The organism is Nocardioides sp. NPDC058538 (assembly GCF_042719275.1).
Taxonomy (GTDB): Bacteria; Actinomycetota; Actinomycetes; order Propionibacteriales; family Nocardioidaceae; genus Nocardioides.
Genome location: NZ_JBHXNY010000010.1, coordinates 29,945 through 55,961 on the forward strand (window position 1 = coordinate 29,945; position 26,017 = coordinate 55,961).

19 protein-coding genes are annotated in these 26,017 nt (G+C 69.9%); 5 read left to right on the plus strand and 14 right to left on the minus strand.

All coding sequences use genetic code 11. The features are described 5' to 3' along the window. Positions 1-13: 13 nt before the first annotated feature. Positions 14-1,027, minus strand: coding sequence for a helix-turn-helix domain-containing protein (locus ACFWQC_RS11460; protein ID WP_378677332.1), 1,014 nt, complete (start codon positions 1,025-1,027; stop codon positions 14-16). Between the two features lie 68 nt (positions 1,028-1,095). Between ACFWQC_RS11460 and ACFWQC_RS11465 the strand changes: the two genes are divergently transcribed. Beyond that, positions 1,096-2,307 carry a hypothetical protein gene (locus tag ACFWQC_RS11465; RefSeq protein ID WP_378677335.1) on the plus strand — a complete coding sequence of 404 codons (1,212 nt, stop codon included), beginning with the start codon at positions 1,096-1,098 and terminating at the stop codon, positions 2,305-2,307. Between the two features lie 66 nt (positions 2,308-2,373). On the opposite strand, the gene ACFWQC_RS11470 is transcribed toward ACFWQC_RS11465, so the two are convergent. The 3 genes from ACFWQC_RS11470 to ACFWQC_RS11480 form a co-directional block, all read right to left on the minus strand. Continuing rightward, complete coding sequence (locus ACFWQC_RS11470; RefSeq protein WP_378677338.1) at positions 2,374-6,069, minus strand: Rne/Rng family ribonuclease; 3,696 nt, start codon at positions 6,067-6,069, stop codon at positions 2,374-2,376. 658 nt (positions 6,070-6,727) lie between these two features. Then, the gene (locus tag ACFWQC_RS11475) at positions 6,728-7,924 is read right to left on the minus strand and encodes a winged helix DNA-binding domain-containing protein (RefSeq protein ID WP_378677341.1); all 1,197 of its coding nucleotides are present in this window, start codon (positions 7,922-7,924) and stop codon (positions 6,728-6,730) included. A gap of 24 nt (positions 7,925-7,948) precedes the next feature. Continuing rightward, positions 7,949-8,677: a TIGR03936 family radical SAM-associated protein gene (locus tag ACFWQC_RS11480; RefSeq protein ID WP_378677344.1), complete on the minus strand. Its 729-nt coding sequence runs from the start codon at positions 8,675-8,677 to the stop codon at positions 7,949-7,951. Between the two features lie 99 nt (positions 8,678-8,776). Between ACFWQC_RS11480 and ACFWQC_RS11485 the strand changes: the two genes are divergently transcribed. Then, positions 8,777-9,769 (plus strand): endonuclease/exonuclease/phosphatase family protein, encoded by a 993-nt coding sequence (locus ACFWQC_RS11485; protein WP_378677347.1) that lies wholly within the window; start codon positions 8,777-8,779, stop codon positions 9,767-9,769. Between the two features lie 51 nt (positions 9,770-9,820). Here the strand turns inward: ACFWQC_RS11485 and ACFWQC_RS11490 are convergent, their stop codons facing one another. Continuing rightward, positions 9,821-10,189 (minus strand): nuclear transport factor 2 family protein, encoded by a 369-nt coding sequence (locus ACFWQC_RS11490; RefSeq protein WP_378677350.1) that lies wholly within the window; start codon positions 10,187-10,189, stop codon positions 9,821-9,823. A 48-nt stretch (positions 10,190-10,237) separates the two neighbouring features. Between ACFWQC_RS11490 and ACFWQC_RS11495 the strand changes: the two genes are divergently transcribed. Together ACFWQC_RS11495 and ACFWQC_RS11500 are read left to right on the plus strand one after the other, a co-directional pair. Continuing rightward, on the plus strand, positions 10,238-10,660 hold the full coding sequence (locus ACFWQC_RS11495) for a GNAT family N-acetyltransferase (protein WP_378677353.1): 423 nt from the start codon (positions 10,238-10,240) through the stop codon (positions 10,658-10,660). 51 nt (positions 10,661-10,711) lie between these two features. After that, positions 10,712-11,095 (plus strand): RidA family protein, encoded by a 384-nt coding sequence (locus tag ACFWQC_RS11500; protein WP_378677356.1) that lies wholly within the window; start codon positions 10,712-10,714, stop codon positions 11,093-11,095. Positions 11,096-11,243: 148 nt separating this feature from the next. Here the strand turns inward: ACFWQC_RS11500 and ACFWQC_RS11505 are convergent, their stop codons facing one another. The 9 genes from ACFWQC_RS11505 to ndk all read right to left on the minus strand — a co-directional run bounded on the left by ACFWQC_RS11505 (position 11,244) and on the right by ndk (position 23,430). Continuing rightward, entirely contained in the window at positions 11,244-13,214 is a 1,971-nt protein-coding gene (locus tag ACFWQC_RS11505) for a TIGR03960 family B12-binding radical SAM protein (RefSeq protein ID WP_378677359.1), read from the minus strand. 155 nt (positions 13,215-13,369) lie between these two features. Then, entirely contained in the window at positions 13,370-14,587 is a 1,218-nt protein-coding gene (locus ACFWQC_RS11510) for a S8 family peptidase (protein ID WP_378677362.1), read from the minus strand. 361 nt (positions 14,588-14,948) lie between these two features. Beyond that, positions 14,949-16,640, minus strand: coding sequence for a S8 family peptidase (locus ACFWQC_RS11515; protein WP_378677365.1), 1,692 nt, complete (start codon positions 16,638-16,640; stop codon positions 14,949-14,951). A gap of 92 nt (positions 16,641-16,732) precedes the next feature. Beyond that, positions 16,733-17,956, minus strand: coding sequence for a rod shape-determining protein RodA (gene rodA, locus ACFWQC_RS11520; RefSeq protein ID WP_378677368.1), 1,224 nt, complete (start codon positions 17,954-17,956; stop codon positions 16,733-16,735). A gap of 18 nt (positions 17,957-17,974) precedes the next feature. Then, positions 17,975-20,062, minus strand: a complete 2,088-nt coding sequence (gene mrdA / locus ACFWQC_RS11525) for a penicillin-binding protein 2 (protein ID WP_378677370.1) — start codon at positions 20,060-20,062, stop codon at positions 17,975-17,977. Between the two features lies 1 nt (position 20,063). Beyond that, on the minus strand, positions 20,064-20,609 hold the full coding sequence (gene mreD / locus ACFWQC_RS11530; RefSeq protein ID WP_378677724.1) for a rod shape-determining protein MreD: 546 nt from the start codon (positions 20,607-20,609) through the stop codon (positions 20,064-20,066). An 88-nt stretch (positions 20,610-20,697) separates the two neighbouring features. After that, entirely contained in the window at positions 20,698-21,651 is a 954-nt protein-coding gene (mreC, locus tag ACFWQC_RS11535) for a rod shape-determining protein MreC (RefSeq protein ID WP_378677373.1), read from the minus strand. A gap of 73 nt (positions 21,652-21,724) precedes the next feature. Then, on the minus strand, positions 21,725-22,750 hold the full coding sequence (locus tag ACFWQC_RS11540; RefSeq protein ID WP_160024659.1) for a rod shape-determining protein: 1,026 nt from the start codon (positions 22,748-22,750) through the stop codon (positions 21,725-21,727). Positions 22,751-23,025: 275 nt separating this feature from the next. After that, positions 23,026-23,430 (minus strand): nucleoside-diphosphate kinase, encoded by a 405-nt coding sequence (gene ndk, locus ACFWQC_RS11545; RefSeq protein ID WP_378677377.1) that lies wholly within the window; start codon positions 23,428-23,430, stop codon positions 23,026-23,028. Positions 23,431-23,542: 112 nt separating this feature from the next. On the opposite strand from ndk, the gene ACFWQC_RS11550 reads away from it, so the two are divergent. Next, positions 23,543-25,981 (plus strand): Tex family protein, encoded by a 2,439-nt coding sequence (locus tag ACFWQC_RS11550; protein ID WP_378677380.1) that lies wholly within the window; start codon positions 23,543-23,545, stop codon positions 25,979-25,981. Positions 25,982-26,017: the final 36 nt, after the last annotated feature.

A 26,017-nucleotide genomic window follows, 5' to 3' on the forward strand; every position in this document is an offset into this window, starting at 1 on the left:
CTCTCGCACGCGCTCACTCAGGTCTCGTGTCCGACGGCAGAGCGGAGCCGGCCAGCTCCTCGCCCAGTGCCGTACGCCAGTAGAGCACCTCACGGCCCGCGCGGCGGCGCATCACCACCCCGGCATCGAGGAGCACACGCAAGTGGTTGCCGACGGAGCCGACGGGCAGCTGGGTGAGTGCCGCGAGCTGCGTCGTGGAGCGTGGCAAGTCGAGGAGGGCGAGCACGCCGGCGCGGTTGGCGCCGATCAGCCGGGCCAGGGCCCGGACGGGGTCGGCGCCATCGCTGCCGGTTCCAGCGAGCGCCCCCGAGACCGGGTAGATGACGGCGTAGCGCCGCGGCAGGTCCCAGGCCAGCCATGAGCCGTCGCTGTGGACCGGTACGAAGCGGAGCTCGTGGGCGTCGGAGAGGTCGCGGGTGGGCAGGTCGTAGCCGTTGACCTGGAGGACCCCGTCACCGAGCCACTTCTTCTGCTTCGTGCCGAGCGTGTCGAAGACGCCGGCCCAGCCCTCGCTGGCGAGCTGACTGGCGCGGGACACGATGTCGGCCTCCAGCACGCGTCGTCGACGCGGCCAGTCGGCCTGGACGGTCGCGGTCCAGATCCAGCGGAGCAGCTCGGTCGCGGCGTCGCGGATCCCAGGTCGCTCCGCGGCGACCGGGAGGTCGCCGGCGATCTCGCGGAGCTCGGCGCGCATGCGCGGCTCCTCCCACGCGAGGAGCTGGGCGAGCTCGTCCTCGAAGGTGGCCCCGTCACCGAGCGGGGGCGGGGTGAGGAAGTCGGCCATCCATCCGGGCTTGTCGCCGCGGCGAGGCCGCCACATCGTGGCGTCGAGCGCCTTCAGCATCGGGTCGGAGGCCAGTAGGTCCCGGTACGCCTCGAGGTAGGAGGCGCGGAAGGATCGCTGCCACGGGGTACCGTTGGCGTCGGGACGGCTGAGGACGGTCAGCGCGGCCACCGTCTCATGGAGCGGGGAGACCACGAACCGGCTCTCGGCCAGCAGATCTGCCGGGATGATCCAAGTTCCCATTGCCACGACCTTTCGCGTGTGTGCGAATCATTATCCATCAGGGTCTCAACCGTCCCAGACTTCACAACATGACGAGCACTTCCGCGCAGCCCGCACCGACGACATACGGGCAGCTCTTCTCGATCCCGGAGTTCCGGGTCCTCTTCGCCAACCGCTGCCTGGTGATGATCTCGGTGGCTGCCTCGTCGCTGGCCCTGGGGACGATCATGTACGAGACCACGGGATCGGCCCTGCTCAGCGCGCTGTCCATGTTCGGCGGGCCGCTGGTCTCGCTGGTCGTCTCACAGCTGTTTCTCGGGCTCTCCGACACCTTGCGACCCCGCACCGGGCTGATGCTGCAGATGGCCGGGCCGCTGGTGGCCAACACCCTGCAGGCGGTGCCGGGGATGCCGTGGCAGGCACGGTTCGCGCTCCTGGCCATCCCCTACGCGGTGAATGCCATGCTCGCCGGCACGCAGTGGGTCGTGCTGCGGGACATCATGTCCGGCGAGTCCTACGCCCTGGGCCGTTCGACGCTGAACCTCGCCGTCGGCGGGATGCAGGTCGTCGGATACGGCCTCGGCGGCGTCGCGCTGCTGTGGCTCTCGCCCCAGATGCTGTTCGTGGTCGCGGCGATCGTCAACCTGCTCAGCCTGCTGACGATGCGGTTCGGCATCAAGGACCGGTCGGCCCCGGGACGTACGTCGGAGGGGGTCGTCGCCAGGACCCGCCGGATCAACCGGCTGCTCCTCGGCTCGCGGATCACCCGGCCGCTCTACCTCGCCGGGTGGGTGCCGAACGGGCTGATCGTCGGCTGCGAGGCGCTCTTCGTTCCCTACGGTCACGGTGCGCTCGCGGGCTATCTCTTCGCCGCCGGGGCGGCCGGGATGATGATCGGCGACCTGGGCGCCGGCCGCTTCCTGACGATCCACCAGCGCGATCGTCTGATCGGCCCGCTGCGCTATCTCCTGGCCGCGCCCTTCCTCGTCTTCTGGCTCTCCCCGCCTGCCCCGGTCGCGGTGTGCGCGGTGCTCCTCGCCTCGGTCGGCTACGCCGCGTCGCTCCCGCTGCAGGAGCGCCTCATCACCCACACCACCGACGACATCCAGGGCCAAGCGCTCGGCCTCCAGGGCCAGGGCATGATGATCGGCCAAGCCATGGGCGCCGGCATCGGCGGCGCGATCGCCACGCACGTGTCCCCCGGCCATGCCATGGGGCTCCTGGCCGTGGCCTCGTTGCTGGTCACCATCGGTCTCACCCCTGGCATTCGGCGCTCCGCCCCGGCCTCGCCGGCCCGGTAGTCGCGGGCGGGAACGCCGGAGCCCCGGCCACCGCTGGTGCGGTTGCCGGGGCTCCTGGGACGTACGTCAGCTGTCCTGGGACGGCGTGGTGTCGCGGCTGGCGCCACCGCGGGTGCGGGTCACGACCTTCGGCGCCGGGGTCGAGGCGGTGCCGTTGCTGACGATGGGCGCCTCGGACTTGGTCGCGGTCATCACCGCGCCCTCGCCGGTGCTCACGACCTCGCGACGGGCGCCGCGGCGCTGCCGGGTGACCACCTTGGGCTTGGAGTCGACCGGCTCGGCCGCAACCGGCTCGGCCACGATCGGCTCCGGCTTCGTCTCGGGCTGGGTCGCCTCGGGCTGGGTCGCCTCGGGCTGGGTCGCCTCGGGCTCGGTCGGGGCCACGGGAGCGGGCTCCTCCTCGGCGACCGGCTCCGCCGCAACCGGCTCAGTGGCAACCGGCTCCGGCTTCGACTCGGTCGAGCTGCCGACGACCGCGGCCAGGACCGGACGGCCGGTCGTGGCGGTACGGCGGGTCCGCGTACGCGTGGTGACCTTCGGGGCCTCCGGCTCGGCCGGGGTCTGCGGCTCAGCCGGGGTCTCGGCGGCCGGGGCCTCGGCAGGGGTCGTGACCGGCTCGGTCGACGGGGTCGACGCCTTGGAGCGGCGCGAGCGGGTGCGGGTCGTGACCTTGGGAGCCTCGACCGGCGCCGCCTCGGACGCGGCCTCGACAGGCTCGGCGACCGTGGGCTCCGCGGGGGTCTCGACCGGCTCGGCCACCGGGGCCGACGCCTTGGACCGACGCGAACGCGTGCGGGTGGTGACCTTGGTAGCCTCGGCGGGCTCGGCAGGGGTCTCGACAGGCTCGACCTGAGCAACCGGCTCGTCGGCCTTCTCCACGCTGTCGCTCTGTCCGGCCATCGCGGCGAACTCGGCGGGCGTGGGCGTCTTGGCGGACTCCTCGACGGGCTCGGCGCGGTGCTCGGTGCCGATCTCGTCCTTGCCCTTGCCGCGGCCACCGCGACCGCCACGACGGCGCGAGCGCGGCTCGTCGGGCGCGACACCGGAGGACTTGCCGGCCTCGACCGGGTGCTCGTGGATCACGAGGCCACGACCGCCGCAGGCATCGCAGTTCTCGGAGAAGGCCTCGAGCAGGCCGGTGCCGATCCGCTTACGGGTCATCTGGATCAGGCCGAGCGAGGTGACCTCGGCGACCTGGTGACGGGTCCGGTCGCGGCCCAGGCACTCGACCAGGCGACGAAGCACCAGGTCACGGTTGGACTCGAGGACCATGTCGATGAAGTCGACGACGATGATGCCGCCGATGTCGCGCAGCCGGAGCTGGCGCACCATCTCCTCGGCCGCTTCGAGGTTGTTCTTGGTGACCGTCTCCTCCAGGTTGCCCCCGGAGCCGGTGAACTTGCCGGTGTTGACGTCGACGACGGTCATCGCCTCGGTGCGGTCGATGATCAGCGAGCCACCCGAGGGCAGCCAGACCTTGCGGTCCAGACCCTTCGCGATCTGCTCGTCGATGCGGTACGCGGCGAAGGCGTCGGCCTCGCCGTCATACTTCTCCACCCGCTCCTCGAGGTCGGGGGCCACCGACTGGACGTAGTCCTTGACGGTCTCCCACGACGAGTCACCGGAGATGACCAGCTTGGCGAAGTCCTCGGTGAACAGGTCACGGACGACCTTGAGGGTCAGGTCGGGCTCGCCGTAGAGCAGCTGCGGGGCGTTGCCGTTGGCCTTCTTCTCGATGTCCTCCCAGCGCGCCTTGAGCCGCTCGACGTCACGCGTGAGCTCGTCCTCGGCGGCGCCCTCGGCAGCGGTGCGTACGATCACGCCGGCCGTGTCGGGGACGATCTCCTTCAGGAGGGTCTTGAGGCGGTTGCGCTCGGTGTCGGGCAGCTTGCGGGAGATGCCGGAGGTGGTGCCGTCGGGCACGTAGACCAGGAAGCGGCCGGCCAGCGAGATCTGCGAGGTCAGGCGGGCGCCCTTGTGGCCGATCGGGTCCTTCGTCACCTGGACGAGCACCTTCTGGCCGGAGGTCAGTACCGACTCGATCTTGCGGGGCTGACCCTCCTTCCAGCCGAGCGAGGCCCAGTTGACCTCACCGGCGTAGAGCACGGCGTTGCGGCCCTTGCCGATGTCGATGAACGCGGCCTCCATGCTCGGCAGCACGTTCTGGACACGGCCCAGGTAGACGTTGCCGATCAGGCTGGTCTGGCTCTCGCGGGCGACGTAGTGCTCCACGAGCACCTTGTCTTCGAGCACCGCGATCTGGGTGAGGTCCTCGCGCTCACGGATCACCATGACCCGGTCGACCGACTCACGGCGGGCCAGGAACTCGGCCTCGCTCACGATCGGGGCGCGACGACGACCGGCCTCGCGGCCCTCGCGGCGGCGCTGCTTCTTGGCCTCCAGGCGGGTCGAGCCCGCCAGCGCGGTGATCTGGTCATCACCGGTGCGGCTCTGGCGAACCTTGGTGACGGTGTTCTCCGGGTCGTCCCCGGAGGCGGCGTCGCCCGAGGCCTCGCCGGCCCGGCGGCGGCGACGGCGACGGCGCGAGGAGGTGCTGCCCTCGCCCTGGTCGGCGTCGGCATCCTTGCCGGCGTCGTCGCTCTCGGCCTCGGCGTCCTCGGAACTGTCCTCGGTCTCGGACGCGTCGGAGCCGTCGGCGTCGCCGTTGGCTCCCTTGCGACGGCGACGGCCGCCACGGCGGCGGCGACGACGGCCGTTGCCGCCGCCCTCACCGTCGTCGGCCGAGCTGTCGTCGGACTCGGTGCCGGACTCCGGCTCGGTCTCAGGCTCGGCCTCTGCCTCGGGCTGCGCCTCCTCGGCGGGCTTCTCCTCGGCCGGGGCAGCGTTGCGCGAGCCGCGCTTGCGGGTCCGGGTCGGGGCCTTCTCCTTCGCAGCCTCGGCGGCGGGCTCGGCGGCGGGCTCGGGGGCGGGCTCGGCGGCGGGCTCGGGGGCGGGCTCGGGGGCGGGCTCGGTGGCCTGCGACACGTCCTCGACGGGCGCCTCGACAGGCGCCTTCGCGCTTCGCGCGATTACTCCCTCGCTCGGCGCGAGCGGACGAGCAAGCTCGCCGCTCGACCTCGCTCCGGTCGTCTCGGCGGGCTCCTCGACAGGCTTCGGCTCCGCCGTCTTGCGCGTACGCCGGCGGGTGGTCGTCTTGGTCGGCGCCTGGAACAGCACCGCGGGGGCCGGCGGACCGGCCTGCTCGGCCTCGGTCTCCTCGAGGTTCTCGTCGGCGACCTCCTCGGCGGGGGTCGCGACGGACTCGACGACGGGCGCGGCGGCCGTCTTGGCGGCAGTCTTCTTCGCGGTGGTCCGCTTGGCGGTGGTCTTCTTCGCCGCCGTCTTCTTGGCCGGAACCTCGACGGTCTCGGCGGGAGCCTCGGGGGTCTCGGAGGTCTCGGCCTCCGGTGCGGTGGTGACCTCGGGGGTCTCGACCTCGGCCGGCACGGGGGCGGCAGCCTTCTTGGTCGTACGCTTCCGGGTCGTCTTCTTCGCCGCCGTCTTCTTGGCGGGGGCCTCGGCCGCCTCAGTGGTCGCAGCAGGCTCCGCGCTCTGGTCGGCGGGAGCCTCGACAGCCTCCGTCGGGGCCGGGGCCGCGGCTTTCTTGGTGGTGCGCTTGCGCGTGGTCTTCTTCGCCGCGGTCTTCTTCGCGGGGGCGGTCTCGCCGGTCGCTTCCGCGCCGGTCGTGGGGGTGTCGGTCACCGGAGTCTGCGGCGTTTCAGCGCCGTTCTCGGTGTTCTCGACAGTGGTCTCGTCGGCCATGTCGTTCTCCTCATCCAGGACCTTCACAGGTGCCGGATAGTCAGGTGCCGGGAAACGGGCGCTGCGCAGTATCGAACTTTTCCACGTAGCAGCCGCGTCGCGGCGCAAAGCTTGTCAGGGCGGCGGCATCCTCCGCAGCGGTGCGTCACAGGCAGCGGTTCGTCACCTGCCGCGGTCGCTCGGCCGTCCGGGACCTTCCCGGGCGAGTCGCTCTCACTGACCTGCTAGGCCTGCGTCGCGGTCTGGTGACGCCCTACCTCCTGTGTGCCGGAGTGCGGCCCCGGAGGGTCCACGCCGGCGAGGCGTCGTCGGACTGTCCATTCCTCGGGACGGGCCCGATTGTTTGAGCAGTCGTCTCGGAGTATCGCATACACCCTGTCAACAGATCGATATCCGGGACGACGTACGCCCCTGGACGGACCTGCCAGATCATCCCGCGGGCCGGCGGCCAGCCGTGTTCAACGATCAGACGCGCGAGCTTGAGCCGGGCGCGAGGGGTCAGGGCAGCGTTGGCGTGGGTAGCGTGGGACACGAAGGCCTCTCCTGGTGGCGGAACTGGTTCCTAGACAGCTCCACTCCACACCGGGGAGGCCTTCGTCCATCTACTAGTCAGACCGTGTCGTCGCAGGATCTCGACCAACGTGCCTGGTCATCACACCTAGGGGAGCCGCGCGTCCTTCATCTGCCGCGAGGCGTACACGTTGGTGATCACCACACCGTCCAGCCAGGCGGTCAACCGCGCCGCCTCGACCTCCAGGGCCGCCCGGCCCGTGCCGCCGATGTCGTGGCGGAGGATCACCTGCACCGTCGCGTCCGCGTCCTGAACCCAGCAACCGACGATCCGGCCGTCCCACCAGGCGGTGTTGCCGGCGTTGCCGTTGGAGTCGAAGAGGTACGCCACATCCTCGGCGTCCAGATAGAACCCGCGTTCCTTCCAGCCCATGACGGTGGGGTCGAGGGTGGGCAGCAGCGCGGCCCAGGGCTCGATCTCGGGCTCAGGCGAGGTGGCGATCGGGTCGTCCGGAAGGACCCATCCCATGCCGCCGCACTCGAGCCCGACCTCCACGGCACCGACCGCGGCGAGCGCGGCCCTCACGGCGGACTTCGTGGACCCGAGCCACCAGACCACGTCGGCTTCGGTGCCCGGACCGAAGGTCCCCAGCCAGCGGCGGACGAGCTCGGCATAGCCCTCCGCAGACTCGAGCGGGACCGGCACGTCGTCGAGCCACGACTCGGTCAGCGTCCAGGCAGGCTTGTTCAGCCGCCAGTGACCGAGGTTGGTCGCCCGCATCAGCCGACCCTGCGCGGCGAGGGTGCCGATCACCCAGCGCCCGATCGGAAACTCTCCGCCCCACTTCTTGCCGGGCGTGCCCATCCGGAAGCGGGTGTCGAGCTCCGGCACCATCTCGCGCAGCTGCGTCGTGGTCCGCGGCTCTCCGTCGGCCAGCGCGGCCAGCGTCGCGGCGTACGCCTTCTCGATCCAGCCGTTCTGGTCCTCGTGAATGCCGCCGGCAGTCAGCCACTTGTAAAGGTTCTTCTCCTCCTGGGCGGCCACCCGGGCCGAGGCGCTCCCCAGTGCGGCCGGGATCAGGTCACGCGGGAAGGCGAAGAGCGTACGCCGCATCGCCAGCTGCTTGACCAGCGAGCGCTCCTCGTAGAGCGCCCGCTCGACGTCCTCGATGCGGAGGTCGTGGACCCGCGCATGCAGCCCGAGGTGGACGGTCGCCGCCTCGGTCGCGTGCCAGGCGGTCATCGCCTGCGTCGCGGCCGCCACGTCGGCGTACCTGTGGTCGGGGGCGAGCCCGTGCCTTCGGGCCAGTCTCGCCCGGCGCTCACGGTCGGTGACCATTCTCATCGGCAGAGCCTCACCCAAGGCACGTTAGTGGAGCGGGTCGCCGATCGTGCCGGAAGCCTCGTCGAAGACCCCCTGGCTGAGCCGGGTCAGGAGCGGCAGCCCACCGTGCTCGGGGCCGACCTTCAGGCCGCCGATGCGCTCCAGGCCGGTGACGACGTCGTCGGGGCGTACGGTCGGGGTGCCGTGCTTGAGCAGGAGCTCCAGCCGGGAGCCACCCTCGCGGGGCGCCGAGCCGAGGCGTACGACCGCGCCTCGGGCATCGAACTCCCGCAGACCCTTCTTGGTCATCCGGGACACGATGACCTCCTCGGCGCCGAGGAATGTCTCGACCGCCGCAGCCGCCTCCTCCGGCGCCGTCGGGAGGTCGATGATCCACTCGCTGCCCGTGAGCAGGTCGGCCAGCGCGCCCTTGGGCGAGGTCGCGGTGTCCACGACGTCGATCAGGTCGAGACCGTCGGGCATGACCTCGTCCAGGGCAGCCTTGGTCGCGGCAGGGTCGACCGTCTCGCGCAGTCCCAGCTCGACGTACTCGGCCTCGCTCGCCGCTCCCGTCGGAGCCGCACCAGCGTAGGAGATCCGCGGGTGCGGGTTGAAGCCCGAGGAGTAGGCCACCGGGATCCGGGCCCGGGCGACCGCGCGCTCGAAGGCGCGGCTGAAGTCGCGGTGGCTGGTGAACCGGAGCCGGCCGCGCTTCGCGTAGCGGATGCGGAGACGCTGGACCGGCGGGGCCTGCTGTTCGGGCTGTTGACGCACGGGTCGATTATGTCGGTCCAGGGGCGCGATCACCCATCCGGCGAATGGAAAGCGAACGGTCTGTAACGGTTCGCACACCAAAAATGGGAGACTCGCGCGGTGACCCACCACAGAAGCAGGAAGTTCTCGGTACGCCTCAAGGAGCTTTTGCCGATCTTCGCGGTGGTCCTCACGGTCGGCGCCATCGCCGCGCTGACCGTCCTCGCACCCCGGCTGAGCGACTCCAGGCAGGCCTCCGCGGACACCTCCTCCTCGCCGAGCGCTGAACCCGATGCGGCCAGCCCGTCGGCCTCCGCCTCGGCATTGGCGGAGCCGCTGCCGAAGTTCAAGACGCTGGACGCACCGCCGGCGATCGACAAGGTCCCGAAGAAGCCCAAGATCGACCCGTGCGCGGTCCCGCGCAACCTGACCGTGATGACCTTCAACATCAAGGGTGGCCGGGTCTCCCCCGGTGAGCTCGGCGGCATCGCCGGCGTGATCCGGGCCTCTGGTGCCGACGTCGTGCTCCTCCAGGAGGTCGACCAGAACCGCCGCCGCTCCGGCAACGTCGACCAGCCGGCGATCATCGCCTCGCACCTGGGGATGCAGTCGGTCTTCGGCGCCAACGCCTACATCACCGATCGCGGTGGCTACGGCACCGCGATCCTGTCGCGCTACCCCATCGACGGCTACGACAACACCCACCTGCCCAACCGCGACGGGAAGGAGCAGCGCGGCGTGCTCAGGGCCAACATCGTCGTCGAGGGTCAGCGCCTGGTCGTCTTCAACACCCACCTCGACCACACCTCCGACTCGCTGCGGCAGGCCCAGATCGGTGCGGTCATGTCCAAGGTGAACGCCTACGACGGCGCCAAGCTCCTCGGCGGCGACCTCAACGCCGGCGGTGGCTCCAGCGTCCTGGGCGCCGCACTGGCGACGCTGTCCGACGCCGGCGCCTCGTTGGGCTCCAGCCACGACGGTGGCGGCCGCGTCGACTACCTGCTCCCCAACTCCTGGCTCTCCGCCGGCGACGGCAACGTCACCCCCACCGGCCTCTCCGACCACCACGCCGTCAGCATCGACTTCGCCATGCGCGGCGCCGCGGACTGCTGAGGCTTCGATCCTGAGGTACGACGGGGAGTTCCCGGACACAGGCTTGCTGGGTCAGTAGCGTTCGGTCTTCACGGCGCGCTTCGGGGGGTCGTACGGCTCAGGCCAGAAGTCAGTGACCCGCGTGATCCGCCCGGCGTCGATCTCGAGGAACGTCTGCGACTCACCGGACTCGTCACCCATCCTCCAGTCGAACCAGACCACTGCCCGATCGTCGTCGGCGATCACGATCTTCGGGGTGAGGTGCCACTCGCCGGGGTAGGTCTGGTTGAACTCGAGAAACGACTCGCGCCCGATGATGAGCTCACGGGTCTGCGGCATGTCGTAGACGACGTCCTCGTCCAGCACGGCCGCCAAGGCGTCCCAGTCCCGCGCATCGAGGAGCTGGAGATAGCTACGTGCAAGTGCGCTGTTGTCCGACATGGCGGCAACCTACCGGTGGGCGAGCGAGCGCGTGGGAGACTTCCCGCCGTGATCGAGTTGCGCCCAGCGGTTGTTGCTGACGTCCCGTCACTTCTGGAGCTGTGGGAGGTGGCCGCCGAGAACGACTCGCGGCCGACCGACTCCGCGGTGAAGGTCGAGTCGCTGATCGCGCGCGATCCGGAGGCCTGCACGGTCGCGGTCACCGAGGAGGGCCGGGTCGTCGGCTCGTTGATCTCCGGGTGGGACGGCTGGCGCGCCCACCTCTACCGGCTCGCGGTCCACCCCGACGTACGCCGCCGGGGGCTGGCCCGCCGCCTCCTGGACCACGCCGAGACCCGCCTCGTGGCGCTCGGCGCGGGCCGGATCGACGCGATGGTCCTGGAAGGCAACGACCTGGGGCAGTCGCTGTGGAAGAGCTCGGGCTACGAGTCGCAGGCCGAGTGGCGCCGCTGGGTCCGCCCGGTCGGCTGAGCAGCCGGTAACCGGTCGCCAAAGAGACCGGGTCGGGTCTACGTTCAGCGGATGGAGTTCCTGACCCCCGAAGACCTTCCCGCACCCGCCGGCTACAGCCACGCGGTGATCACCGACCCCGGCGCCCGGCTGATCGTGACCTCGGGCCAGGTCGGCGTCACCGACGAGGGCGCCGTGGCCGACGGCTGGGAGGCGCAGACCCGGCAGACCTTCGTCAACCTCGGCGTGGCCCTGGCCGCCGCGGGCGCAGCCTGGGCGGATGTGGTGAAGCTGACCTACTTCGTCGTCGACACCACCGAGCTGCCGCTGATCCGGTCGGTGCGCGACGAGTTCGTCGACCTCGCGAACCCGCCGGCCAGCTCGCTGGTGCAGGTCGCCGGCCTCTTCCGCCCCGACGTACTCATCGAGGTCGAGGCCACCGCCGCCATCAGCTGACCGGTCAGTCAGATCGGGTACGCCGACGAGCTACGGCCGTCACAATCCCGCATGTGTGAGCGGTAATGACCGCTGAAGTCGCCGCGCCGATCGCTGTCACTTCCATGCACATGCAGGAGAGTGACGGCTCCCGGACGAGTCGTTCGCCTCAGACGACCGAGAGCGGAAGCAGCTTCTTGCCCGTGGGCCCGATCTGGATGTCGGTGTTCATCTCCGGGCAGACGCCGCAGTCGTAGCAGGGAGTCCAGCGGCAGTCCTCGACCTCGATGTCCTCGCCATCGGCGACGGCGAGGGCGTCCTCCCAGTCGGCCCAGAGCCAGTCCTTGTCGAGGCCGGAGTCGAGGTGGTCCCAGGGGAGGATCTCGTCGTACTCACGCTCGCGGGTGGTGTACCAGTCGAGGTCGACGCCGGTGCCGGCGAGACCGGTCTCGGCGGCGGTCATCCAGCGGTCGTAGGAGAAGTGCTCGCTCCAGCCGTCGAAGCGGCCGCCGTCGCGCCAGACGTGCTCGATGACTCGGCCGACCCGACGGTCGCCCCGAGACAGCAGGCCCTCGACGATGCCGGGCTTGCCGTCGTGGTAGCGGAAGCCGATCGCGCGGCCGAACTTCTTGTCGGAGCGAACCTCGTCGCGCAGTTTCTGCAGCCGCACGTCGGTGGTCTCGTGGTCGAGCTGGGAGGCCCACTGGAAGGGGGTGTGGGGCTTGGGTACGAAGCCGCCGATCGAGACGGTGCAGCGGATGTCGTTGCGGCCCGACACCTCGCGGCCCTTGGCGATGACCTTCTTCGCCAGCTCGGCGATCTGGAGGACGTCCTCGTCAGTCTCGGTCGGCAGGCCGCACATGAAGTAGAGCTTCACCTGGCGCCAGCCGTGGGAGTAGGCGGCACCGACGGTGCGGATCAGGTCCTCCTCGGTGACCATCTTGTTGATCACCTTGCGCATCCGCTCGGAGCCACCCTCGGGGGCGAAGGTCAGACCGGAGCGACGGCCGTTGCGGGAGAACTCGTTGGCCAGGGTGATGTTGAAGGCGTCGACCCGGGTCGAGGGCAGCGAGAGCGACACGTTGGTGCCCTCGTAGCGGTCGGCCAGGCCGGTCGCGACGTCACCGATCTCGGTGTGGTCCGCCGAGCTCAGCGAGAGCAGGCCGACCTCCTCGAAACCGGACTTCCGGATCCCGTTCTCGACCATGTCGCCGATGGTGGTGATCGAGCGCTCGCGCACCGGGCGGGTGATCATCCCGGCCTGGCAGAAACGGCAGCCACGGGTGCAGCCGCGGAAGATCTCCACGGAGAACCGCTCGTGGACGGTCTCGGCGAGCGGCACCAACGGGTTGCGCGGGTAGGGCCAGGCGTCGAGGTCCATCAGGGTGTGCTTGCGCACCCGCCACGGGATGTCGGGCCGGTTGGGGACGACGGCCTCGATCTGGCCGTCGGCGGCGTAGTTGACGTCGTAGAACTTCGGGACGTAGACGGCCCCGGAGACGGCCAGTCGGCGCAGCAGCTCGTCGCGGCCGCCGGGGCGACCGTCCTGCTTCCACTCGCGCACGACCTCGGAGATCTTGAGCACGACCTCCTCGCCGTCGCCGAGCACGGCGGCGTCGAGGAAGTCGGCGATCGGCTCGGGGTTGAACGCGGCGTGGCCGCCGGCGAGCACCACGGGGTCGTCGTCGCCGCGGTCGACCGCGTGCAGCGGGATCCCGGCGAGGTCGAGCGCGTTGAGCATGTTGGTGTAGCCGAGCTCGGTCGAGAACGAGAGCCCGAACACGTCGAACGCCTTCACCGGACGATGGGCGTCGACGGTGAACTGCGGGATCGGCCCGTGCTCGTCGCCCTCGCGCATGATCTTCTCGAGGTCGGGCCACACCGCGTAGGTGCGCTCGGCGGCGATCCAGTCACGCTCGTTGAGCACCTCGTAGAGGATCTGGACGCCCTGGTTCGGCAAGCCGACCTCGTAGGCGTCGGGGTACATCAGCGCCCACCGCACCTCGACCTCGTCCCACTTCTTGACGGTCGAGTTGAGCTCCCCACCGACGTACTGGATCGGCTTGGACACCAGCGCCAGGCGCGGCTCCAGCCGAGGGAAGACGGACTCAGGAACGAGGTCGCTCTGGGCGACGGTCACGATGGGCACCTCAAAGCTCGGGAACGATCAAACCCAAGCGTACGCCGCCCCCTGACTCCCCCACCAAACCTCGCGGCGTGGGGACGGACTGCCGGGCATGGCGTTGGGGCCGCCCCTCCCGGACGGCCCCAACGACCTCAGCTCAGAGCGTCAGCTCAGAACAGGTTGGTGAGCAGCAGGTTCGGGGAACCGGTGCCCGGGTTGGTGACCACGTCGGGGGTGGCGGCGCCGGTCAGGCCCGTGGCGACGTCGGCCGGGGTGGCCGAGGGGTTCGCCTCGAGGAAGAGCGCGGCGGCACCGGCGACGTGGGGGGTCGCCATCGACGTACCGGAGATGGTGTTGGTCGAGCCGTCGTTCCAGGCCGAGGTGATGTCGACGCCGGGGGCGAAGATGTCGAGGCACTCACCGGTGTTGGAGAAGTCCGCGGCGGCGTCGGTGTCGTCGGTGGCACCGACGGTGATCGCCTCCGGAACGGCCGCCGGCGAGGAACCGCAGGCGTCGGAGCTCTCGTTGCCGGCCGCGACGGCGTAGGTCACGCCGTCCGCGATCGAGGCCTGGACGGCCGCGTCGAGAGCGGCGTCGTTGCCGCCGCCGAGCGACATGTTGGCGACGGCCGGGCCGTCGGTGTGGTTCTCGGTGACCCACTCGATGCCCGCGACGACACCCTCGGTGGTGCCGGAGCCCTGGTCGTCGAGGACGCGGACCGGAACGATCGTGGCCTCCTTGGCCAGACCGTAGGTGGTGCCGGCGACGGTGCCCGCGACGTGGGTGCCGTGGCCGTTGCCGTCGGTCGGGTCGGTGTCGCCGTCGATCGCGTCGAAACCCTCACCGATCCGGCCGCTGAACTCCGAGTGGTCGGTCGCGACGCCGGTGTCGATGATGTAGGCGGTCACGCCGGCACCGGTCTGCTCGTAGTGGTAGTTCTTGTCGAGCGGCAGCGCGGCCTGGTCGACCCGGTCCAGGCCCCAGGTCGGGTCCGCCTGGTCACCCTGGGTGGTGTAGCGGTGGTTGGCCTGCACGTAGGCGACGTCCGGGTTGGAGCGGACCTCTTCGAGCGCGTCCTTGTCGAGCGAGGCCGAGAAGCCGTTGAACGCGGTGTTGAAGACCTCCCGTACGTCTCCACCGGCGTCGCGGGCGTCGCTGCGGACCGACTTGGCCTCCGACTTGGCCATGTCGCTGCGGCCCTGCTTCTCCATCACGACGATGTACTCACCCTCGATTGCGGTCGAGGCGTCCGCGCCGCGCAGCGGTGCCGGACTGTCCGCGGCACCGGCCGGGACGGTGAAGGCGATCGCCGAGGCTGCTGCTCCAACAGCTACGGCGGAGATGACTGCCGGTGCCTTGAAGGCCCGGTTCTTGATGGTTCGGTTCACGAACTGACTCCCGTCATCGTGCGGCCCGATGGGGCCACAACCATTCATTGCACCGGGCTTGGGAACCGCCTGTAGGTGGTCCCACGCGCAGACGTCACACGTGCCGGCCGAACGCCCTGCGCCCTCCCTACGGCCGCAACCCGAAGCGTTCGGTCAACCACGTAATCACGTTACGTAGGACCCGTAACGACCCAACTCTTCGCATTGCAGCAACGTGCAGATACCAAAGGTGAACGCCTGTAAACAGGCCATAAACAAGGCGGGAAAATCGGCTTGTAACCAACGCACCGGGTCGCCCGCGTTACGCGAGCGACCCGGCGTGGTCAGGCCTCAGGTCAGGCCATCAGATGAGCGCCCGAGATCAGGCGACGGAGGTATCGTCGATCAGGAAGCTGGTCCCGAGCGAGGAGTCCTCGGTGCCGGTGAAGGTGAGCGTGACAGTGCTACCCGCGTACGCACCCAGCGAGAACGACTTCAACGAGTACGAGGAGGACTCGTTCAGGTTGGAGTACGTCGCCAGGGTCGTCGAGCCGATCTTGACAGTCAGCTTGTCGTAAGCCACCGAGGTGGTCGTCTCGTTGGAGATCACCCGCAGGTAGAACGACAGGGTCTTGCCGGTCGTGGGCAGAGTGACCGACTGCGACAGGTTGTCGGTGTGGGCGGAGCCGTAGCCGTTCAGCCACGCCTTGTAGGAGCCCGAGCGGGCCGGGGCGCTGCTCGAGCTGTCGATCACGCCCGAGGAGGCGCTCCAACCGGTCGCGCCCGACTCGAAGCCCGGGTTGGTCAGCAGGTTGCCCGACGGCGGGTCGGTCGGCGGGTCCGTCGGGTCGGTGCCACCGCTCCACAGCGAGTAGAGGAGGCGGTTGGGTGAACCGGTCCCGGGCGAGGTGACCACGCCGGTGGTGGCGTTGGAGTTGATCGCCGAGGCGACGGCGGAGGCCGATGCCGTCGGGTTCGCCTGCAGGTAGAGCGCTGCCACTCCGGCGACGTGCGGGGTCGCCATCGACGTACCGGAGATCGTGTTGGTCGCCGTGTTGGAGGTGTGCCACGCCGAGGTGATCGAGGAGCCCGGAGCGAACAGGTCGACGCACGAGCCGATGTTGGAGAAGCTCGACCGGGCGTCGGTGTTGGTCGTCGAGCCGACGGTCAGGGCTCCGGCCACCCGGGCGGGCGAGCCGTTGCATGCGTTCGCACCGGAGTCGTTGCCCGCGGCCACGGCGTAGGTGACGCCGTCCGCCATCGAGCTGGAGACCGCGGAGTCGAGGGTCGAGGAGACCCCGCCACCGAGCGACATGTTGGCGACCGCCGGACCGGAGGTGTGGTTGGAGGTCACCCAGTTCACACCCGCGATCACGCCGGCGGTGGTGCCGGACCCGGAGGCGTCGAGCACACGGACGGGCACGAGGGTGACGTTCTTGGCGACACCGTACGTCGATCCGCCGACGGTTCCGGCGACGTGGGTGCCGTGGCCGTTCTCGTCCTCGGTGCTGGACCCGATGGCGGTGTAGCCGGAGGTCACCCGGCCGCCGAAGTCCGCGTGCGCGGAACGGATGCCGGTGTCGATGATGTACGCCTTCACCCCCGAGCCGGTGTAGTCGTAGTGGTAGTTCGAGTTCAGCGGCAGGTTGCGCTGGTCGATCCGGTTGAGCCCCCAGGTCGGGTTGGCCTGGTCGCCGCTGGCCTTGACGACCTGGTTGGCCTCGACGTAGTCCACATCGGGGTTGCTGCGGAGCGCGTCGAGCGCGTCGGCGTCGAGCGTGGCGGAGAATCCGGTGACCGCCTTGTCGTAGGCGTACTTCACCGAGCCACCCTTCTCCTTGGCGAGCGCCCGGGCGTCGGCGGCGTTGGCCTTGGCCGCCGCACCGTTGCCCTTCATCACGACGATGTAGGAGTTGTCGATGGCCGTCGACTTCTCGGCACCGATCAGCGGTGCCGGGCTGTCTGCCGCGCCGGCGGGACCGGACATGGCCAGGATGGTGGTAGCCGCACCGACGGCGGTGACCGTCGCTGCTGCCAGTGCGCCGAGGCGCTGGTTTTTGTGGGGTCTGTTCACGGTTACTGCTCCCGTCGTCAAGCAGCCTCGGGATGAGGGCTGCAAGGGGTAACAGATGCCCTGTAGGGCACCGGGAGGGAACGTAATCGAGTTTAATTTCGATGAAACGCGACATCTTTTCGCACTGCAGCAACCTGCAGGCGATCACGCGAGCGGAGGTCCTGAAGTGGTCCGGACCGGTCCAGACCGGTGCGCCGCGAACGGGCCGAGATGCCGAGCAAGAGGCCCACCGCCAGCAGCGCCGCGATCATCGAGGAACCGCCGTAGGAGATCAAAGGTAGCGGGACCCCGGTGACCGGCATGATGCCCAGGCACATCCCGATGTTCTGGAAGCTCTGGATGCCCAGCCAGCACACGATCCCGGCCGCTGCGACCCGCCCGAAGAGGTCGTCGGTGCGCGCCGCGATCCGCAGTCCGCGCCACAGCACGACACCGATCAGCCCGATCACCACCAGCGAGCCGACCAGGCCGAGCTCCTCCCCCACGACGGTGAAGATGAAGTCGGTGTGCTGCTCGGGGACGAAGCCCGCGCGGGCCTGCGAGCCCTGGAACAGACCCTGCCCGAAGATGCCGCCGTCACCGATCGCGATCCGCGCCTGCTGGACGTTGTAGCCGGCCCCGCGAGGATCCAGCGAAGGATCCGTGAACGCCATGAACCGGTTGATCTGGTACTGCTTCAGCACCCCGGTCGCGACCACCGTCGTGGCACCCGCGACACCGGCCAACGCCAGCAGCGCCAGCCATCGCCGTGGTGTCCCCGCGGCCGCGAGCACGCAGAAGACCGTCACACCCAGCACCAGCGTGGTCCCGAGGTCGGGCTGGAGCAGGACCAGGACGATCGGCACCGCCGCGACCAGGATCATCGCGACCACGTCGCCCAGCGACACCCGTGCCCGCCAGCGGCCCTCGCTGCGCTCGGCCAGGACCAGCGCCATCGCGATGACCACGGCCAGCTTGGCCAGCTCCGAGGGCTGGACCTGGACCGGCCCGAGATTCACCCACGACTTCGAGCCGTTGACCGTGGAGCCCATCACGAGCACCAGCACCAGCCCGACCACCGCGGCCAGGTAGGCCACGGGCGTCAGGAGCCGGACCCAGCGGTGGTTGGTCGCGACCACGCCCACCATCAGCACCAGCCCGGCAGCCACGTTGATCGCCTGTTTGCGCAGGTAGGCGGTGGTGTCGCCGCCGGTGATCGCGTCGCGGTGGATGGTCGCGGACCAGACCAGCAGCACCGAGAGCGACACCAGGACCAGCACCGCGCCCAGGAGGACCAGGTCGATGCGGCGTACGAAGGCCATCACGTCATTCTTCATGCTCTGCCCCTCAACCCCTCAGTCCTTCGGGGCGACGATCGAGCCGTCGGCACCGAACGCGGGCAGGTTCCTCGGCGGGTCGATGCCTCGGATCGCGGCCTTGCCGGGCCGCACCTCCGCACCGCCCTCCTCGACTCCGTAGAGCGTCTCCCACAGCTTGCGTACGGCATCACCCACCGAGCCCGAGCCGGTGCCGCCCTGGGAGATCGTCATGATGACGACGTACTTCTTGTTGTACGTCGCGACCCATCCGGTCGTCTGCTTGCCGGTGACCTCGGCGGTGCCGGTCTTGCCGCGCACCTTCACCTCGTCGAGCGGGAACCCGCCGAACTTCCAGGCCAGGGAGCCCGACTGAGGAGTGCCGAGCAGCGCCTCGTTGACGTAGTCGATGCTCTTGGCCGACATCTTCACCTTGCCGGCGACCTTGGGATCGATCTTCTCGACCACCGTCCCGTCGCCGCTGACGACCGCCTTCCCGATCCTGGGCTCGTAGAGGGTGCCGCCGTTGGCCAGGGACGCGTAGGCCCGAGCGAGCTGGATCGGGGTGACCATCGTGTCGCCCTGGCCGATGGAGAAGTTCACCGCGTCGCCGGTGCGGTAGTAGTTGCCCTCGATGCAGAACTCGTGGGCGAACAGCTGCAGGAAGTCGGTGGGGGCGTTCTTCTTCTCGTCCATCCGGCAGTAGTAGCCCTTCATGGCCTGGTAGTACTCGGCCTTCCACTTCCGGTCCGCGATCCGGCCCGTCGACTCCCCCGGCAGGTCGATGCCGGTGCGCTTGCCGAAGCCAAAGGCCTTGGCGGTCTCCACCAGCGGGTCCTTGGCGTTGACGTCGGCGGGGTTGGCGCCGTACTTCTGCCAGTAGTGGACCCCGACCTGGTAGAAGAACGTGTTGCAGGAGACCTGGAGCGCCTTGGCGAAGTCGATGAACCCGTAGGCGCCCGACTCGTAGTTCTTGAACACCCGGTTGCCCACCTGGAGCCCGCTGGAGCAGTTGAGCAGGGTGTCGCGGCTGTAGCCGTTGTTGAGCGCGCCGACCGTCATGAACGGCTTCCACGTCGAGCCCGGCGCGAACTGACCCTGCGTCGCCCGTGGCAACAGCGGGTAGCCCGCCTTCTCGGAGTAGAGCCTGTCGAGCTGCTTCTGGGTGATCCCGCCGACCCACTCCTCGGGGTCGTACGTCGGCTGGTTGGCCATCGCGACCAGTCGGCCGGTCTGCGCCTCCATGACCACGACCGAGCCGGAGTCGGCCTCGAAGTTGCGGCCGGAGATCTTGTCGAAGGTGTTGCGCGCGGTCTCGATCGACTCGGCGAGCAGCTTCTCGGCACGGCCCTGCACCTTGGCGTCGATGCTGGTCACCAGCGTGTCGCCGGGCTGGGAGGCGACCGAGTCGCCGCGCCCGATCTCCCGGCCGAGCGAGTCGACGGTGACGGTGTCGTAGCCGGGCATCCCACGCAGCCACTGGTCGTACTGCTTCTCGACACCGGAGCGACCGACCATCGAGGTGTTGTTGAGCGACTCGTCGCCGCGCTCCTTGGCGTTGTCGTTCTCGTCCTCGGTGATCGGGGAGAGATAGCCGAGCACGCCGGCGGCGTTGATGCCGAAGGGGCTCGGGTAGGAGCGCAGCGTCTGCTTCTCCGCGACCACGCCGGGGAAGTCCTCCGGCTGCTCGAGGATGCGCAGCGCGGTCGACTCGGAGACGTCGGTGGCGATCGGGACCGGCTGGTAGCGGGTGCCGGACCAGTTGGCGATCGCCTCGTTCTGCTTCTTCGGGGACACGTCGACGGCCCTGGCGACGCGCTCCATCAGCGTCTTCCTGTCGTCGTCGTCCAGCCCGTCGAGCACGCCCTGGTCGAGGCTGACCACCCAGGCGGAGCGGTTGGTCACCAGCGGGCGGCCCTGGGCGTCGACGATGATGCCGCGCACCGGTTGCCGCACGATCTCGCGCTTGGACTGCGAGGCCGCGGCGGCCTGATAGGCGTCGCCGTGGCGTACCTGCAGGTAGAAGAGCCTGACCCCGAGCGTGGCAAGCAGCGAGAAGACGAGCGCCTGGATCACGATCAGCCGCAACCGGCTGACCTGCGCGGTGGAGAGTCGGCTCGCCGCCATGTCAGATGTCCCCCTTGCCGATCAGCCACAGCAATGCCGGGATCAGCAACGGCGCCAGCAGTAGGTCGTAGCCCACGCTGATCGCCACGGTCGGAAGCAGCGTCAGCGGCGCCTCACCGAGGATCAGGCCGCTGACCGCGAAGATGCTGACCCCGATGAACGCGCAGGTGGCCACCGTGGCCATCACGGTCATAGCGTTGGGGCGGCCCCGGCCGCTGTGGATGCTGCCCTCGTCGATGCTGCCTTCGCGGACACGGCCGGCGACGTAGCCGACGATCAGCAGGGCCAGCGCCCACCGGCCCGCGGTGTGATCGGCGGGCGGCGCCAGATCGAGGAGTGCGCCGGCGGCGAACCCGGTCACCAGACCGGCCTGCCCGCCACGGGTGAGCGCGACCGCGATGACGACCAGGAGCGCCAGGTCGGGGGTGATCCCGCGGATGGCGAAGGCCGGCGCCACGCTCAACTGGAGGACGACCGCGATGACGACCAGCATGCCGACCAGGACGTTGCGCAGCACCGGAGCGGCACCAGAGGCACGGCCTTCCATCTGACTCACGCCCCCACCGCCGTAGCGCAAGCGCCAGAGTACGGACGCGGTGGCGTGCTGGTCGTCTGGTTCGCTCGCTGACGCTCGCTCATCGCAGCTCCCCTTCCGGTGTGACGACGGCGCGGTCGCTCATGGTGTCGCCCGGCACCACCACACCGACGACGTCGAGCGAGCCGAAGTCGACGTACGGCTTGATCCGGACCGTCTGCGAGGAGTCACGCACGCTCTCGAAGCTGTCGGTCACCTCGCCGATCGGCAGCCCGGAGACGTACGGAGCGGCCCGGCCGTCACCCCAGGTGATGACCGTGTCGCCCTTGAGCGGGGTGGTGGACCGGTCGACGAGGTCGAGGGTCAGCAGACCGGCGTTCGCGCCTCCGGCGACCGCGCCGGAGCCCCGGACCATGCCGACCTGGCCGGACTTCTTGTCGCTGCGGTCGGCACCGCCGACGCGGCCACCGACGACCGAGGCGGCATCGACGATCAGCAGGACCGTCGCCGAGGTCTTGGTGACCCGCAGCACCCGGCCGACCAGGCCGTCGCCGGTCACGACCGACATGTCGGACCTGATCCCGGCGGCGCTGCCGGCGTCGATGGTGACGGTGCGGTTGAAGGTCTGGGCCGGGCCGTAGGCGATGACCCTCGCCGGCACCATGGCGTAGCCGAGGTCCTCGGCAGCGCGGGTGATCGACTCGTACTCGGCGAGCTTGGCACGGCCGTAGTCGGTGACCTCGACCTGGCGGCGCAGGGTGGAGTTCTCGGCCTCGAGCTTCGCGACCCGGTCGCGCAGCGCGTCGCGGGTGTCGAACCACTCCGGGATGTCGGTGAACGGGCGGGCCACCAGCGCCGCGCCGGTCTCGAGCGGGGACATCACCTCACCGACGGCGGCGCGGGCCGGCTCGAGGACGGGGGTCTGGTCGAGCGTGGCCAGCGTCGCGCAGCACAGGATGAGCGCGATCAGCCAGGAGCGCTTCGGACCACCGCCGCCGGCCTTGGTCTCGAGGCTGCCGCGGCGGTTGAGCCTCTCCCGCGGCGTACGGACCATGGGTTTGGACCCTTTGCGTTGTTCCAGCCCTTTGCGCAGACGTTCGCTGGGGCGGGGGCTCAGCAACGACACGTCACCATCTCCTGTTCTCGTTGACCAGGACGGGGCGGAGCACGTCGTAGTCCTCGACGCAGCGGCCGGCGCCCATCGCGACCGAGGTCAGCGGGGACTCGGCGACGTGGACGGGCATGCCGGTCTCGTGGCGCAGGCGCTCGTCGAGCCCGCGCAGGAGGGCGCCGCCGCCGGTCAGCACGATGCCGCGGTCCATGATGTCGCCGGCCAGCTCGGGCGGCGTCTGGTCGAGGGTGGAGCGGACCGCGTCGAAGATGTCGTGCAGCGGCTCCTCGATCGCCTTGCGCACCTCGGCGCTCGAGACGGTCACGGTGCGCGGCAGGCCGCTGACCAGGTCGCGTCCCCTGATCTCGGCCTCGGGCTCGTTGGGCAGCGGCCAGACCGAGCCGAGGGTCATCTTGACCTCCTCGGCGGTGCGCTCGCCCAGGAGCAGCGCGTGCTCCTTCTTCAGCCAGGTCATGATCGCGTTGTCGAGCTGGTGGCCGGCGGTCCTGATCGACTGGCTCGTCACGATGCCGCCGAGGCTGATCACCGCGACCTCGGTGGTGCCGCCGCCGATGTCGACGACCATGTTGCCGGTCGGCAGGTGCACCGGGAGCCCGGCACCGATCGCGGCCGCCATCGGCTCCTCGATGATGTTCACCATCCGGGCACCTGACTGGTAGCCCGCCTCCTTCACCGCGCGGATCTCGACCGCGGTGATCCCGGACGGAACGCAGATGACCATCCGCGGCTTGGCGAAGTAGCGGCGGCGGTGGACCTGATGGATGAAGTAGCGGAGCATCTGCTCGGTCGCCTCGAAGTCGGCGATCACGCCGTCCTTCAGCGGCCGCAGCGCGACGATGTCGTCAGGCGTACGTCCCAGCATCTTCTTGGCCTCATGGCCGACGGCGACCATCTCGCCGGTGTTCTTGTTGAGCGCGACCACACTCGGCTCATCGACAAGGACACCCTTGCCGCGGACGTAGACGAGTGTGTTTGCGGTGCCGAGGTCCACCGCCATGTCACGTCCAATGATGCTCGCCATGCGTCCTCGCGTTCCCGGGGCGCCGCGTCGGGGATCTGTGCTGCAGGATGCGGGCCTCCCGACGAGGCTACGAAGGTCCGAGCCTCAATCCGGAGAGGCTCGCCGAAACCGCAACGATACGGGGTGCATCTACGCCCTAGAACCAGGGGATGCCTGTATTCACCGGGCGTTGCGGAACGGCTCACAGAGGCCCGCGAACGCGGCCTCCAGGGCAAATGAGAGATCGCGCCGGTAGTGGTACCGGCGCGATCTCGGGTCAGGCTTTTTCGCTCGCCTCAGGCGCCGAACCAGAGCTTGATCTCGCGGTCGGCCGACTCGGGCGAGTCGGAGCCGTGGACGAGGTTCTCGCGGTTGGAGAGGGAGAGGTCGCCGCGGATGGTACCCGGGGCGGCCTTGCGGCCGTCGGTGGCACCGTTGAGCGCGCGGACGACCTCGATCGCCTCGTCGCCCTCGAGGACGGCGGCCACGAGCGGGCCGGAGGTGACGAAGTCACGCAGCGGCGGGTACCACGGCTGCTCGACGTGCTCGGCGTAGTGCTCGTCGGCCATGCCCGCGTCGATGGTGCGGTGCTCCAGCTTCACGATCGAGAGGCCCTTGGCCTCGTAGCGGGACAGGATCTCCCCCACCAGGCCCCGGCGGACGGCGTCGGGCTTCAAGATCACGAACGTGCGGTGCGTCATGGGGCCGAGCGTATCGGGGAGGGCCCGTCCGGGCACGTTCGGGCCGGTCGCCGCCGTGCACCTGTCGGCCACGTTGAGATCATGTCGGTGGGATGCGGCAGGATGGCGCCCCGTGACGACAACCCCATCAGCTCCGACGCTCGCAGACTCGATGGCCGCCATCCCGGCCCGCATCGCCGAAGATCTCGGGGTGCGCCCGGCGCAGGTGACCGCAGCGGTCGCCCTGCTCGACGAGGGCTCGACGGTGCCGTTCATCGCGCGCTACCGCAAGGAGGTGACCGGCGGCCTCGACGACGCCCAGCTGCGTACGTTGGAGGAGCGACTCGGCTACCTGCGCGACCTGGAGGAGCGGCGTGCCGCCGTGCTCGCCGAGATCGCGAAGCAGGACAAGCTCACCCCGGAGCTGCAGGCCTCGATCCTCGCCGCCGACACCAAGGCGCGGCTGGAGGACATCTACCTGCCGTTCAAGCCGAAGCGGCGCACCAAGGCGATGATCGCCCGTGAGAACGGGCTCGAGCCGCTGGCCGACGGGCTGCTGGCCGACCCGTCGCAGGACCCGACCGTGGTGGCCGAGGGCTTCCTCGGCGAGAACGTCCCCGACGTGAAGGCCGCGCTCGACGGTGCCCGCGCGATCCTGGTCGAGCGGTTCGGCGAGGACGCCGACCTGATCGGCACGCTGCGGGAGCGGATGTGGACGGCCGGCCGGCTGGTCACCCGCGTCCGGGAAGGTCGCGAGAACGACCCGGCGGCGGCGAAGTTCTCCGACTACTTCGAGTTCTCCGAGGCGTACGCTTCGCTGCCGTCACACCGCACCCTGGCCGTCCTCCGTGCGGAGAAGGAGGAGGTCCTCGACGTCACCCTCTCGCCCTACGCCGAGGAGCCTGAGGCCGGGGTCGTCACCGACTACGAACGCTCGATCGCCGCTCGTTTCGGGATCACGGACTCCGGACGTCCGGCCGACAAGTGGCTGGCCGAGACGGTGCGGTGGGCGTGGCGTACGCGGATCCTCTTCCGCCTCGAGCTCGACATGCGCACCCGGATCCGCACCGCCGCCGAGGAGGCCGCGATCGCGGTCTTCGCCGACAACCTGCGCGACCTGCTGCTGGCCGCGCCGGCCGGCACCCGGGCGACGATGGGCCTCGACCCCGGCATCCGGACGGGCGTGAAGGTGGCCGTCGTGGACGCGACCGGCAAGGTGGTCGACACCTCGACGGTCTACCCGCACGAGCCGCGGCGCGACTGGGACGGATCCCTGGCGACGCTGGCCAAGCTGGCGAAGAAGCACTCCGTCGACCTGATCGCGATCGGCAACGGCACCGCCTCGCGCGAGACCGACAAGCTCGCCGCCGACCTGCTCAAGCTGCTGCCGGACCTGAAGATGACCAAGGTGATGGTCTCCGAGGCCGGCGCCTCGGTCTACTCCGCCTCGGCCTACGCCTCCGCCGAGCTTCCGGAGCTCGACGTGTCGATCCGTGGGGCGGTGTCGATCGCGCGCCGTCTTCAGGACCCGCTGGCCGAGCTGGTGAAGATCGAGCCGAAGTCGATCGGCGTCGGGCAGTACCAGCACGACCTGCCCGAATACGGCCTCTCCAAGTCCCTGGACGCCGTCGTCGAGGACTGCGTGAACGGTGTCGGCGTCGACCTCAACACCGCCTCGGCTCCCCTGCTGCGCCGGGTCTCGGGGATCACCGAGTCGCTCGCCTCGGCGATCGTCGCGCACCGCGACTCCAACGGCCCCTTCCGCACCCGCCGCGAGCTCACCAAGGTGGCGCGCCTCGGCCCGAAGGCGTTCGAGCAGGCAGCCGGGTTCCTCCGGATCCGCGGCGGCGACGACCCGCTCGACATGTCCGGCGTCCACCCGGAGGCCTATCCGGTGGTCAACCGGATCCTCGACAAGGCGTCGGCGGACATCGGGTCGCTGATCGGCAACACCTCTGCGCTGAAGTCGCTGAAGCCCTCGGAGCTCGTCGACGATAAGTTCGGTCTGCCGACGGTCACGGACATCCTCGCCGAGCTCGAGAAGCCCGGACGCGACCCTCGTCCGGAGTTCCGCACGGCGACCTTCTCCGAGTCCGTGCATGTGATCGCCGACCTGCGTCCCGGCATGGTCCTGGAGGGCACCGTCACCAACGTGGCTGCCTTCGGCGCCTTCGTCGACATCGGCGTCCACCAGGACGGCCTGGTCCACATCTCCGCGATGTCGGACAAGTTCGTCGAGGACCCGCGCGACGTGGTCCGCTCCGGTGACGTGGTGCGCGTCAAGGTCCAGGAGGTCGACGAGGCCCGCAAGCGGATCTCGCTCACGCTCCGGCTCAACGACGACGCTCCGGCGGGTGCTCCGGCCAAGGGCGAGTCCGGCGACCGCTCGGGTCGCCCCGGTGGTGGCCAGCGCGGCCAGGGCAAGGGTGGACCCAAGGGCGGCGGTAACGGTGGCGGCAAGGGCGGCGGCCGTCCCAGTGGCAACCGTGGCGGCCAGGGTGGCGGGCGCGGCTCCTCCGCTCCGGCCAACAGCGCCATGGCCGACGCGCTGCGGCGCGCCGGGCTCAGCTGAGCCGACGTTCGTTCGCCGAGTTACCTCGGTGAAGTG